Origin of the sequence: Xanthomonas sp. CFBP 8151, from assembly GCF_011761885.1 — a bacterium.
GTDB classification, from domain to species: domain Bacteria; phylum Pseudomonadota; class Gammaproteobacteria; order Xanthomonadales; family Xanthomonadaceae; genus Xanthomonas; species Xanthomonas arboricola_B.
In genome coordinates this window covers 1,049,740-1,061,723 of sequence record NZ_JAASQZ010000002.1, presented here as the reverse complement: position 1 = coordinate 1,061,723, position 11,984 = coordinate 1,049,740, and the positions used below count along the sequence as shown (strand labels likewise).

Below are 11,984 nucleotides of genomic sequence, written 5' to 3'. Positions count from 1 at the left end.
CGGCAGGCGCGCCGAAGGAAGCCCTGCATGACCAAGACACACGGCCGGGCCACTGAGGCGCCCGCCATGATCGCCACCCCGGCCTCCGGCTTGCACTGGCCACATCGCCGTCAAGCAGTGGCGACCTGCGGGGACGGTAGAATGCGCCCATGCCCGGATCCCTGTTGAACTCACTCAAGCCGCTCGCCGGCCAGGCCCTGCAAGCCGCGCTCAACCGCGCGCTGGCACTGGACCCCGATACCCGCGACGCCCTGCTGCCACTGGAAGGCCAACGCATCGCACTGACCCTGGAGGCGCCCGCGCTGGCCCTGCAGATCCGTGTGCACGAGCGCCGCTTGCTGGTCGGCCCGGTGGACCAGGCGCAGGAGCCCGATCTGGCCGTGCGCAGCAGCCTGGCCGGCTTGCTCGGGCAGCTGCCATTCCTGGCCAACGCGCGTCGCAGCGGCGCACCGGCCGGGCGGCTCAAGGTTTCCGGCGACGCCGAGCTGGCACGCCAGCTGCAGCAACTGGCCGGCCGCTTCGATCCGGATTGGCAGCTGCCGTTCGTGGCGGTGTTTGGCGAGATCCTCGGCGTGCAGATCGCCAATGCGGTGCGCGCAGCGCTGCAGCAGGCGCGCCGCAGCGCGGTGGATCTGGCGCATAGCGCGGCCGAGTTCGTGACCGAAGAATCGCGCGACGTGGTGCCGCGTGCCGAACTGGACGCCTTCCACGACGATGTCGACGAGCTGCGCGACGACGTCGAACGGCTGGCCGCGCGCGCCGCGCGCCTGGGCGCGGCCGGAGGTGCGGCATGAAGGCGCTGCTGCGGGCCAGCCGCATCGGCCGGGTGATCCTGCGTTATCGCCTGGACGACCTGCTGCAGGACACGCCGGCCGAGCGCTGGTTGCGCCTGGCCAAGCCGTTCGTGCCACGCGCCAGTGCGGAGATCGCCGCGCAATCGCGCGGTGCACGCCTGCGGCTGGCGTTGCAGGAACTGGGGCCGATCTTCGTCAAGTTCGGGCAGATCCTGTCGACCCGGCGCGACCTGATTCCGGCCGACGTGGCCGATGAACTGACCCTGCTGCAGGACCGCGTCAAACCCTTCGACGGCGAAGCGGCGCGGCTGATCGTGGAGCGGGCGCTGGGCCTGCCGGTGAGCGTGGCGTTTGCCGCATTCGACACCGTGCCGCTGGCCTCGGCCTCGATCGCGCAGGTACACGCGGCCACCTTGCCGCCGGATGCCAACGGCGTGCGCCGCGAGGTGGTGGTCAAGGTGTTGCGCCCGGAGATCGAGCGTCAGATCGATGCCGATATCGCCTTGCTGCAGTCGCTGGCCACATTGGTCGAGCGCACCCACCCGCGTGCGGACAAGATCCGGCCGCGCGAAGTGGTGGCCGAGATCGAAGGCACCTTGTCGGCAGAACTCGATCTGCAGCGCGAAGGCGCCAACGCCAGCGTGCTGCGCCGGTTCTGGGAAGGCTCGGACGATCTGTACGTGCCCGAGGTGATCTGGTCGCACACCGCCGAGCGTGCGCTCACGCTGGAGCGCGTGTACGGCATTCCGTCCGACGACATCGCCAAGCTCGACGCGGCCGGTATCGACCGCAAGGCGCTGGCGGCCAAGGGCGTGCGCGTGTTCTACACGCAGGTGTTCCGCGACAACTTCTTCCATGCCGATGCGCATGCCGGCAACATCTGGGTCGACAGTGATCCGGAGCGCCGGCTCAATCCGCGTTTCATCGCGCTGGACTTCGGCATCATGGGCCAGCTCTCGCAGGAAGATCAGTACTACCTGGCCGAGAACTTCATGGCGATCTTCCACAAGGATTATCGCCGCATGGCCGAGCTGCACGTGGAGGCGGGCTGGATGCCCGACAACGTGCGCATCGACGAACTGGAAGCGGCCGCGCGCTCGGTGTGCGAGCCGTACTTCACCCGGCCGTTGTCGGAGATTTCGCTGGCCGAAGTGCTGATCAAGCTGTTCCGCGTCGCGCAGCGTTACGAATTGACGCTGCAGCCGCAGCTGATCCTGTTGCAGAAGACCTTGCTCAACATCGAAGGCGTCGGCCGCCAGCTCGACCCCAGGCTGGACATCTGGGCAGTGGCGCGGCCGGTGCTCGAACGCATCCTGCGCGAGCGTTACAGCCCGCGCCGCGTGCTCGGCGAGTTGCGCAAGCGCCTGCCGGAAATCATGACGCATGCGCCGGACATGCCGCGCCTGGTGCACAGCTGGTTGAAGCAGCAGGTGGAAGGCCGCCACCAAGTCGACATCCGCTCGGCCGAGTTGCGCGCGCTGGACATGAGCCTGCGCAAGCTGCAGACACGCGTGGTCACCGCCATCACCGGCAGCGGCCTGCTGGTGGTCGCCGCCGTGCTGTATGGCCTGCACCCGGATGGCTGGTACCTGGGCACGGTGCCGGTATGGAGCTGGGTCAGCGGCGCGACCGGCTCGGTGGCCCTGCTGGTCGCCTGGCTGCGGCGTTAAGGCGCCGCCATGCCCCAGGCATTCCACGCAGTCATACCCGGCGCACCGATCGTCGCGCTCAATGCGCCGCCGCGCACGCAAAATTCCAGCTATCCGCCGGCGTTCGCTGCGCAGATGGACGGCCGTCAGAAATGCGCGCTGGGTGCGCTGTTCGGGTTGCGCAACTTCGGCGTCAATTTGACCACCTTGGCGCCGGGCGCGCGCTCGGCGTTGCGGCACGGGCATTCGTTGCAGGACGAGTTCGTCTACATCGTCAGCGGCACGCCGAGCCTGGTGACCAATGCCGGCGAGCAGATGCTGCAACCGGGCATGTGCGCCGGATTCCGTGCGGGCGACGGCGATGCGCATTGCCTTATCAATCGCAGCGAAGCGGCGGTGACGTATCTGGAAGTGGGCGACCGCAGCGCCGGCGATTGCGTCACTTATCCGGACGACGATCTGATGTTGGTCACCGCTGCAGACGGGCAGTGGTCCTATCGGCACAAGGACGGCACGCCGTACTGAGCGAGGTGGTGATGATCGATCTGCAGGCACTGAAGGACGAACTGGTACGGTTCGGTAGCGACAACGATGCGCAGCAGCTGGCGCGTGGCCGGCGCATGCTCAATATCACGCCCGACACCGGGCAATTGCTGGCCGTGCTGGTACGTGCCACCGCCGCGCGGCGCGTTCTGGAAATCGGCACCTCCAACGGTTATTCGACGCTGTGGCTGGCCGAGGCGGCCGCCGCAATCGGTGGGCACGTCACCACGGTGGAGCTTGCGGCCGACAAGGTGGCCCTGGCGCAGGCCACGCTTGCGCGCAGCGGCTTGGCGGCGTCGGTGGATGTGGTGCATGACGACGGTGGTGCGTGGCTGACTCAGGCGGCCAGCGCCAGCATTGATCTGGTGTTCCTGGATTCGGCGCGTGGCGAGTACGTGCGCTGGTGGCCGGCACTGCGCCGCGTGCTGCGCGGCGGTGGCCTGCTGGTGGTCGACAATGCGCTGTCGCATGCCGACGAACTGGCGGCGTTCACCGCGCTGCTGGCTGACGATCCGGCAGTCACCTGCAGCGTGGTGCCGGTGGGCAAGGGCGAATTGCTGGCGGTGTGCGGCGCGGCCTGAGCGTGCGTCGCCGAGCTGCCACGCCCTTAGGTCTCAAGGCGCGTGATCGGCATGCGCCATACGGCGTGGCGACGCAGTGGCATGCGGTGTCGACGACGCGGATAATGCGCCGGTGAGCACCTCCCCCAAGCATTTGCAGATTCTCTACCAGGACGAGCTCCTGGCCGTCGTCGACAAACCCGCCGGGCTGATGGTCCACGACAGCAAGCTGGCGCGCGGGGAGGACGACTTTCTGGCCGACCGCCTGCGCGAACAGCTGGGCCGGCCGATCTTTCTGGTGCACCGGCTCGACCGCGCGACCAGCGGCTGCCTGCTGCTGGCGTTCGACCGCGAGGCCGCCAGCGCGCTGGGCAAGGCCCTGATGGCCGGCGAATTGGAGAAGGACTATCTGACCGTGTGCCGCGGCTGGCCGGCCGAAGAGCGCTTCATCGTCGACCACGATCTGGACGGCGGCCCCGGCAAGCCGGTCAAGAAGCCGGCGGTGACGCACTTCCAGCGGCTGGCCACCGGCGAGCTGGAGATCTCGTCCACCGGCTTCGCCACCTCGCGCTATGCGTTGCTGCGTTGCCAGCCGCAGACCGGGCGGTTCCGGCAGATCCGCCGGCACATGAAACACCTGTCGCACCACATGCTCGGCGACACCAGCCATGGCGATGGCCGGCACAACCGCAGCTTCCGCATGCTCGGCATCCACCGCATGCTGCTGCACGCCGAGCGGTTGGGGTTTCCGCATCCGGCCGATGGGCGGCGCATCAGCGTCACTGCACCACTGGATGTGGAATTTTCCAAGGCCTGCGCGTTGCTCGGGTGGGAGATGGCCGCGCTGGGAGTGGTGCAGACGGCTTGATGCGGTGCGCGCGGCTGACGGTCAACAAGCCCACACGATCTGCTGGAAATCCGCACAACCGTACCCTCACCCCAACCCCTCTCCCGCAGGAGAGGGGCCAAGCGCTCCCTCAGCGAGTGGGAGAAGCGGGTTGGCGCAATCATCGTCAACGCCATCAACGCCACCGTCGCAAGTAGCAACCGCCGCAGCAGGCACGCTGTCCGATTCCCCAATCCCGATTCCCGATTCCCGCATCCCCGCCCTTCAGGGTTTCTGCGGTGCCGCTGCCGGCTCATTGACGATCTTCTCCAGATCCTTCTGCAGGTCGGCAAACAGCGGCAGCATCTTCTGCTGGATCGCGCCCATCAGGTTCTGGGTCAGTGCCGGGGTCTTGTCCAGCAGGCTCTGGCCGGCCGAGCTCTCGTAGAACTCGGCCATGGCCAGCACGTCCTCGCGCGAGAACGAGCGCTTGTAGATATCCACATACATCGGCCGCAGTTCCGACCACGACAGCGCCTTGCGTACGGTCTGGCGGGTGCGCTCCTGGATGCGCTGCAGCTGCGCCTGCTGGTCGGCGTCGAGCTGGCGCTGGGCGGTGAGCTGGGCGAACTGTTGCTGCTGCATCGCCTCGATCTGCGGCAGCATCGTGTCCAGCATGGTCTGCGCGCGTGAGGCGGCCAGCAGGCGGTTGATGTCGGCATCGCTGGGCGCCTGCGCAAACGCGGCAGGCGTGGCCAGCGCCAGCGCGGCCAGCACGATCAGGCGGCGCGCGAAGGCGCGGGCGGCGGCAACGGAACGGGGCGGTGTCATCGGAGCATCCTGCACAGTCGGGGAACCGGCCGCAGCATACGGGAAGCCGGCGTTAGCGCGCGCGTCCATGCCGGTGCCGATACAATCGGCCCGATGGCCAGCGACCCGATCCAGATCACCCCCAGCCTGACGCTCCCGCCCAGCGAGATCGTCGAGCGCTTCGTGCGCGCCAGCGGCGCGGGCGGGCAGAACGTCAACAAGGTCTCCACCGCGGTGGAGCTGCGGTTCGACGTGGCCGGGTCGCCGTCGTTGCCCGAACCCCTGCGCGCGCGGCTGCTGTCGCGGCGCGACCGGCGCATGACCGCCGATGGCGTGCTGGTGATCGACGCGCAGCGCTTCCGCACCCAGGACCGCAACCGCGAGGATGCGCGCGAGCGGCTGGTCGAGATCATCAGTGCCTGCCTGTCGGTGCCCAAGCGCCGGGTCGCCACCAAACCGAGTCATGGTGCCAAGCTGCGGCGGCTGGATGCCAAGCGTGAGCGCAGCCATATCAAGCGTGGACGCTCTGCGTCCCACTGGGAGTAAGCGTGAGTCACACCGCCCCGTCGTTGCCACCGGTAACACAGGCCAACATCCTGCTGCAGCCCTCTCCACCCCAAATGCCACGCGCGCACGGCCGCTTCGGCCGCTGGCTGGGGCGCACGGCACTGCGTCTGACCGGCTGGCGCCTGCTCGGGCGGCTGCCCGACGAACCCAAGCTGGTGATGATCGTCGCCCCGCATTCGTCCAACTGGGACGGCTTCCTGGGCTTTGCGGCCAAGTTCGCGCTGGGCTTCGATGTGCGCGTGCTGGGCAAGGCGCAACTGTTCTGGTGGCCGCTGGGCCCGCTGCTGCGCAAACTCGGCGCCATCCCGCTGGACCGCAGCTCGCCGCAGGGCACCATCGGCCAGGCGGTGCGGCTGATCCGCAATTCCGAACAGATGTGGTACGTGATCACCCCCGAGGGCACCCGCAAGCGGGTGGAGCACTGGAAGGCCGGCTTCTGGAAGATCGCTTCCGATTCCAAGGTGCCGATCCTGCCGGTGTATTTCGACTACCCCAGCAAGACCGTAGGTATCGGCGAGCCGTTCTGGACCGGTACCGACATGGCCGCCGATATCGCCGCCATCCGCACCTGGTACCGGCCGTGGCGTGGCAAGCATCGCGACACGCTGTGAAGATGCTGCCGCGCGGCTGAAAGGTTGTGTCGCTGCTGGTCCACTGCATTCATGACTGGCGCCGCCGGGCACCTCGCTACCTCCATCGAGGAAACACCATGATGGGCTTGTCCGCACGCGCACTGTGTTTGTCGCTCTCCCTCCTGCTCGCTGCCGGTCCTGTGCTGGCGGCCACGCCGATGCTGGTGATCCACGGCGGCGCCGGGGTGGAGAAATCCAGCCTTTCCAGCGAGGAACAGGCGCAGGCGCGCGAGGCGATGCAACGCGCGCTGCGCGCAGGGCACGCGGTGCTGCAAGGTGGCGGCAGTGCGGTGGATGCGGTGGCGGCCACCATCACCGTGCTGGAGGATGCGCCGCAGTTCAACGCCGGGCGCGGTGCGGTGTTCACCCACGACGGCAAGAACGAACTGGATGCCGCAATCATGGACGGCGCCACCGGCAAGGCCGGCGCGATTGCCGGTGCGCACACGGTCAGGAACCCGATCCAGCTGGCGCGCAGCGTCATGGACCATTCCAAACACGTGATGCTGGTCGGTGACGGCGCCGAACAGTTCGCGCGCGAGCAGGGCGTCACGTTGGTCGACCCGGATTATTTCCGCACCGACAAGCGCTGGCAACAGCTGCAGAAAGCGCGCAAGGCCGAAGCCGGCGACCGTCAGGCGCAGGCCGAACTGGATCTGGAAACCGCCAAGCATTTCGGCACCGTGGGCGCGCTGGCGCTGGATCGCGCCGGCCACCTGGCCGCCGGCACCTCCACCGGCGGCATGACCAACAAGCGCTACGGCCGCGTCGGCGATGCGCCGATCATCGGCGCCGGCACCTATGCCAACAGCCAGTGCGCGGTGTCCGGCACCGGCTGGGGCGAGTTCTACATCCGTGCGGTGGCCGCCTACGACATCTGCGCACGCATGAAATACGCCGGGCAGTCGTTGCAACAGGCCGCCGACACGGTGATCGACCAGGAGATTCCCAAGGCCGGCGGCGACGGTGGCGCCATCGCGCTGGATGCGCAGGGCAACGCCGCATTCCCGTTCAATACCGAAGGCATGTACCGCGGCTGGATCGGCGCAGACGGTACCCCGCACGTGGCGATCTTCAAGGACGAGACGCTGTAGCACACGCCTCCTCAAGCGCACCCAGCCCCCCAATCCAACGGCACATGCCGACGCTGCGAAAACCCGCTAGCGTGACCGGCTGCGCTACCCACTCAGGAATCACACGCCATGTCGCGTACCGTCGTTCTGGCCGCTGCCATCACCCTGGCACTGGCTGCTTGTTCTGGAAAAGATTCGTCCGGTAAGGAGTCCACCACCGTGCCCGAAAAGACCGCCACCACCCCGGCCGCGGATGCCGCGCCGAACCCGCTGCTGAGCGCCAGCACGCTGCCGTTCCAGGCCCCGCCGTTCGACAGGATCAAGGACGCCGATTACCTGCCGGCCTTCGAAGAAGGCATGCGCCTGCACCTGGCCGACATCCGCAAGATCGCCGACAACCCCGAGCCGGCCAGCTTCGACAACACCATCGAGGCGATGGAACGCAGCGGCGAAACGCTCACGCGCGTGTCGCGCATCTTCTTCGGCCTGGTGCAGGCCGACACCAGCGACGCACGCCAGAAGATCCAGGAAGAGATCGCGCCCAAGCTGGCTGCGCACCAGGACGAGATCAATCTCGACCCCAAGCTGTTCGCACGCGTCAAGACGATCTACGACCAACGCGACACGCTGAACCTGGAGCCGGAGCCGGAGCAGAAGCGTCTGGTCGAGCGCGACTACGAAGAGCTGGTACGCGCCGGTGCGCAGCTGTCCGATGCCGACAAGGCCAGCCTGCGCAAGCTCAATATCGAAGAAACCACGCTCTCCACCCAGTTCCACACCCGTCTGGTTGCCGCCTCGGCTGCCGGTGCGGTGGTGGTGGACGACAAGGCCAGGCTCGACGGCCTGAGCGAGGGCGACATCGCCGCCGCCGCCGATGCGGCCAAGGCGCGCAAGCTCGACGGCAAGTATCTGCTGACCCTGCAGAACACCACGCAGCAGCCGGTGCTGGCCTCGCTGAAGGACCGCCAGCTGCGCGCCGAGGTGCTCAAGGCGTCGGAAACGCGCGCGGAAAAGGGCGATGCCAACGACACCCGCCAGACCATCCAGCGCCTAGCGCAGCTGCGCGCGCAAAAGGCCAAGCTGCTCGGCTTCGACACCTACGCCGCCTACAGCCTGGGCGACCAGATGGCCAAGACCCCGGACGCCGCGCTCAAGCTGCTGACCGACACCGTGCCGGCCGCCACCGCCAAGGCACGCCGCGAGGTGGCCGAGATGCAGAAGGTGATCGACGCGCAGCGCGCTGATTCGAAGACCGGCGATTTCAAGCTCGCCGCTTCCGATTGGGACTTCTACGCCGAGCAGGTGCGCAAGGCCAAGTACGACCTGGACGAGGCACAGATCAAGCCGTATTTCGAACTGGACAACGTGCTGCAGAATGGCGTTTTCTACGCGGCCACGCAGCTGTACGGAATCACCTTCAAGCAGCGCACCGACATCCCGACCTATCACGCGGACATGAAGGTGTATGAAGTGTTCGACGCGGACGGCACCTCGATGGCGCTGTTCTACACCGACTACTTCAAGCGTGACAGCAAGTCCGGCGGCGCCTGGATGGATGTGTTTGTCGAGCAGGACGGCCTCAGCGGCGCCAAGCCGGTGGTCTACAACGTCTGCAACTTCACCAAGCCGGCCGCCGGCCAGCCGGCGCTGCTGAGTTTTGACGATGTCACCACCTTGTTCCATGAATTCGGCCACGCGCTGCACGGCATGTTCTCCAAGGTGAAGTACCCCTCGATCGCCGGCACCAGCACCTCGCGCGACTTCGTCGAGTTCCCCTCGCAGTTCAACGAGCACTGGGCCTCCGATCCCAAGGTCTTCGCCAACTACGCCAAGCATTACCAGACCGGCGCGGCGATGCCGGCCGAGCTGGTGGAGAAGATCAAGAAGGCCAAGACCTTCAACAGCGGCTACGCCACCACCGAGTACCTGTCGGCCGCGCTGCTCGATCTGGCCTGGCACACCCAGCCGGCCAGCGCGCCGCTGCAGGACGTGAGCAAGTTCGAAGCCGATGCCTTGAAGCGCTTCAAGGTGGACCTGGCCGAAGTGCCGCCGCGTTATCGCAGCAGCTATTTCGACCACATCTGGGGCGGCGGTTATTCGGCCGGGTATTACGCGTATTTCTGGTCGGAAGTGCTCGACGACGATGCGTTCGAATGGTTCAAGGAAAACGGCGGTTTGAACCGCAAGAACGGTGACATCTTCCGCGCCAAGATCCTGTCGCGCGGCAACACCGTCGATCTGGCCACGTTGTATCGCGATTTCCGCGGCAAGGATCCCAGCGTCAAGGCGCTGCTGGAAAATCGCGGCCTGACGGAGTGAGCGACTGGGTGACGCGCCTGCGTCGTTGGCGCATGCACGTGTAATCGCCGCACTCAGCAATCGAACGGGATGGCCTCGCGTCATCCCGTTTTTTTTTGATGGCGGGTCAGGTGATGGTGTTGCGACTGCCCTTGGCGATGGTGCTTTGCTGTTGCCTTTGAACCGCCACCCGGCAGCGGCACTGGCGACAGCAGGGCAGCCACCCAGGCAGCATCCGAAGTAACGACCCAGCTGGTGCCATGCCTTTCGTCACTTCCGCCCGCCCGGCGCGTAGGCGCATCTTCATCGGGTATCGCCCGTCACCCTTCAAACCAACAGGTGCCTCATGAGCCAAGTCCCTCCGGCGGCCTCACGTCTGCAACGCGCCGCGCACTGGTCGCGCAGGGAACTGCTGCCGTTGTTGGTGCTGCTGGTGCTGATGACCGCGGCGCGTTCCTCGTTCGCCAATCACTACCAGGTGCCGAGCGGCTCGATGCAGCCCACCCTGGAGCCGGGCGATCGCGTGGTGGTGGACATGCATGCCTACGGCTGGCGACTGCCGTTGAGCAACCGCATCCTCGTCGATGGCGATCGACCGCAGCGTGGCGAGGTGGTGGTGTTCGATTCGCCGCGCGATGGCACACGCCTGATCAAGCGTGTGGTGGCGGTGGCAGGCGACCGGGTCGGGTTGATCGACGGCCATCTGCAGATCAACGACAAGCCGCTGGGAGCGGAGGGCGGCGATGCCGAACGTTTTGGGGCGCACCTGGCGCAGTTGAATCTCGGCAATGGCGGCGGCCCGAACATCGTCGGGCTGACTGTGCCGCCCGGCAAGCTGCTGATGCTGGGCGATCACCGCGGCAACAGCCTGGATGGACGTTACTTCGGATTGGTCGATGCGCCGGCCGTCTACGGCAAGGCGGTGGCGGTGTATTACCGGCGTGGCCAAGGGCTGGAGTGGCAACGCCTGTGATGCGTGGTCTGCGCTTACACGCCAGCAGGAGCGACGGCGTTAGCGCCCTACGCTAGCGAAGCAAAGCAGGGTTTTCCCGGCGGTTATCGCGCACTTTGCTGCGATGGCAATGACGCAGGGCAACGCGAACGCCGCCGCGCATGCGCCGGCGGCGCCATGTATCGGGCTAGCGCGTCGCCACCAAGCCATCGGACGCCTGCGTCGCAGCATCCTGCCGCCACCAGCGCAGGCGATTGCCGGGCGCATTCAGATCCACCCGCTCGCCCATGCGCGGCGTCGCCAGTGCAACGCCGGCGCTGTCGGCCAATGCCACGATCCGGTCCAGCGGTTCCTGCCACGCATGCATGGCCAGGTCGAAGGTGCCGTTGTGGATCGGCAGCAGGGTCTGCCCGCCAATGTCCAGGTAGGCCTGCAGGCTCTGCTCCGGCTGCATGTGCACATGCGGCCATTGCTGGTCGTAGGCGCCGTTTTCGATCAGCGCCACGTCGAACGGCCCGAGCTGTTGGCCGATGGTCTTGAAGTGCGGGCCGTAACCGCCGTCGCCGCTGAAGAACACGCGCAACTCGCGGTCCTGGATCGCCCAGGAACACCACAGCGACCGCCCGCTATCGAACAAGCCGCGTCCGGAAAAATGCTGCGACGGGGTGGCGGTGAGTCGCAGGCCATCGACGGTGATCGCGTCCCACCAGTCCAGCTGACGCACCTTGGTCGGGTCCACGCCCCAGCGCACCAGCAAATCGCCCACGCCCAGGGGCGCGACGAACACGCCGACGCGGTCGGCCAGGGCACGGATGCTGGCGCGGTCGAGATGGTCGTAATGGTTGTGAGAGAGGATCACCCCGGCCAGCGGCGGCAGCTCGTCCAGCGCGATCGGCGGCGCATGAAAGCGCTTGGGCCCGGCGAACGGCACCGGCGAGGCGCGCCTGGAGAACACCGGGTCGGTCAGCCACAGGCCACCGGCCAGCTTCATCAGCACGGTGGAATGGCCCAGGCGATACAGGCTGCGATCGGGCGCGGCAAGCAACTGCGCGCGTGTCAGCGGCTGTACCGGCAGCGGCGCGGACGGCACCGTGGTGCTGGGCTTGTCGAAGAGGAGCGTCCACATCAGACCGATCTGCTTGCTCAGGCTGAGCACGGTGGTCGGCAGCGGCAATGCATTGCGGAACCGGCCACCGCGAAACTGCGGTGAATCGGCATAAGGGGAAGGGCGAGAGGTAGCCATGGAAAGTCCGACCGAGGCAGGGAATGACAGCAGGAGT

12 protein-coding genes are annotated in these 11,984 nt (G+C 67.0%); 10 read left to right on the top strand and 2 right to left on the bottom strand.

Going from position 1 to position 11,984, the window contains the following annotated elements; all coding sequences use genetic code 11:
• Positions 1-149: 149 nt before the first annotated feature.
• The 5 genes from FHT08_RS12530 to FHT08_RS12510 all read left to right on the top strand — a co-directional run bounded on the left by FHT08_RS12530 (position 150) and on the right by FHT08_RS12510 (position 4,414).
• A complete protein-coding gene (locus FHT08_RS12530) occupies positions 150-794 on the top strand; it encodes an SCP2 sterol-binding domain-containing protein (protein ID WP_104606886.1) in 645 nt (214 codons plus the stop codon).
• Positions 791-2,464: a ubiquinone biosynthesis regulatory protein kinase UbiB gene (ubiB, locus tag FHT08_RS12525; protein WP_166775258.1), complete on the top strand. Its 1,674-nt coding sequence runs from the start codon at positions 791-793 to the stop codon at positions 2,462-2,464. The genes FHT08_RS12530 and ubiB overlap by 4 nt, the downstream gene beginning before the upstream one ends.
• A 9-nt stretch (positions 2,465-2,473) precedes the next feature.
• Entirely contained in the window at positions 2,474-2,968 is a 495-nt protein-coding gene (locus FHT08_RS12520; RefSeq protein ID WP_166775257.1) for a cupin domain-containing protein, read from the top strand.
• 11 nt (positions 2,969-2,979) lie between these two features.
• Positions 2,980-3,567 (top strand): class I SAM-dependent methyltransferase, encoded by a 588-nt coding sequence (locus FHT08_RS12515; protein ID WP_166775256.1) that lies wholly within the window; start codon positions 2,980-2,982, stop codon positions 3,565-3,567.
• A gap of 76 nt (positions 3,568-3,643) precedes the next feature.
• Entirely contained in the window at positions 3,644-4,414 is a 771-nt protein-coding gene (locus tag FHT08_RS12510) for a pseudouridine synthase (RefSeq protein ID WP_166775255.1), read from the top strand.
• 243 nt (positions 4,415-4,657) lie between these two features.
• On the opposite strand, the gene FHT08_RS12505 is transcribed toward FHT08_RS12510, so the two are convergent.
• Positions 4,658-5,203, bottom strand: a complete 546-nt coding sequence (locus FHT08_RS12505) for a DUF2059 domain-containing protein (RefSeq protein ID WP_104539011.1) — start codon at positions 5,201-5,203, stop codon at positions 4,658-4,660.
• 93 nt (positions 5,204-5,296) lie between these two features.
• On the opposite strand from FHT08_RS12505, the gene arfB reads away from it, so the two are divergent.
• From arfB to lepB, 5 genes are all read left to right on the top strand, one after another.
• Entirely contained in the window at positions 5,297-5,728 is a 432-nt protein-coding gene (arfB, locus tag FHT08_RS12500; RefSeq protein WP_104538917.1) for an alternative ribosome rescue aminoacyl-tRNA hydrolase ArfB, read from the top strand.
• Positions 5,729-5,730: 2 nt separating this feature from the next.
• The gene (locus tag FHT08_RS12495) at positions 5,731-6,360 is read left to right on the top strand and encodes a lysophosphatidylcholine acyltransferase (protein ID WP_166775254.1); all 630 of its coding nucleotides are present in this window, start codon (positions 5,731-5,733) and stop codon (positions 6,358-6,360) included.
• Between the two features lie 98 nt (positions 6,361-6,458).
• Positions 6,459-7,475 (top strand): isoaspartyl peptidase/L-asparaginase, encoded by a 1,017-nt coding sequence (locus FHT08_RS12490; protein WP_166775253.1) that lies wholly within the window; start codon positions 6,459-6,461, stop codon positions 7,473-7,475.
• A 108-nt stretch (positions 7,476-7,583) separates the two neighbouring features.
• Positions 7,584-9,773 (top strand): peptidyl-dipeptidase Dcp, encoded by a 2,190-nt coding sequence (gene dcp, locus FHT08_RS12485; protein ID WP_166775252.1) that lies wholly within the window; start codon positions 7,584-7,586, stop codon positions 9,771-9,773.
• A 325-nt stretch (positions 9,774-10,098) separates the two neighbouring features.
• A complete protein-coding gene (gene lepB, locus FHT08_RS12480) occupies positions 10,099-10,725 on the top strand; it encodes a signal peptidase I (protein WP_104538915.1) in 627 nt (208 codons plus the stop codon).
• A gap of 166 nt (positions 10,726-10,891) precedes the next feature.
• Here the strand turns inward: lepB and FHT08_RS12475 are convergent, their stop codons facing one another.
• On the bottom strand, positions 10,892-11,947 hold the full coding sequence (locus FHT08_RS12475) for an MBL fold metallo-hydrolase (protein WP_166775251.1): 1,056 nt from the start codon (positions 11,945-11,947) through the stop codon (positions 10,892-10,894).
• Positions 11,948-11,984 lie beyond the last annotated feature (37 nt).

Excerpts from the sequence above, each read along its gene's own strand:
- FHT08_RS12530 (WP_104606886.1), top strand. The coding sequence starts at position 150 with ATGCCCGGATCCCTGTTGAACTCACTCAAGCCGCTCGCCGGCCAGGCC.
- ubiB (WP_166775258.1), top strand. The coding sequence starts at position 791 with ATGAAGGCGCTGCTGCGGGCCAGCCGCATCGGCCGGGTGATCCTGCGT.
- FHT08_RS12520 (WP_166775257.1), top strand. The coding sequence starts at position 2,474 with ATGCCCCAGGCATTCCACGCAGTCATACCCGGCGCACCGATCGTCGCG.
- FHT08_RS12515 (WP_166775256.1), top strand. The coding sequence starts at position 2,980 with ATGATCGATCTGCAGGCACTGAAGGACGAACTGGTACGGTTCGGTAGC.
- FHT08_RS12505 (WP_104539011.1), bottom strand. The coding sequence starts at position 5,203 with ATGACACCGCCCCGTTCCGTTGCCGCCGCCCGCGCCTTCGCGCGCCGC.
- arfB (WP_104538917.1), top strand. The coding sequence starts at position 5,297 with ATGGCCAGCGACCCGATCCAGATCACCCCCAGCCTGACGCTCCCGCCC.
- FHT08_RS12490 (WP_166775253.1), top strand. The coding sequence starts at position 6,459 with ATGATGGGCTTGTCCGCACGCGCACTGTGTTTGTCGCTCTCCCTCCTG.
- dcp (WP_166775252.1), top strand. The coding sequence starts at position 7,584 with ATGTCGCGTACCGTCGTTCTGGCCGCTGCCATCACCCTGGCACTGGCT.
- lepB (WP_104538915.1), top strand. The coding sequence starts at position 10,099 with ATGAGCCAAGTCCCTCCGGCGGCCTCACGTCTGCAACGCGCCGCGCAC.
- FHT08_RS12475 (WP_166775251.1), bottom strand. The coding sequence starts at position 11,947 with ATGGCTACCTCTCGCCCTTCCCCTTATGCCGATTCACCGCAGTTTCGC.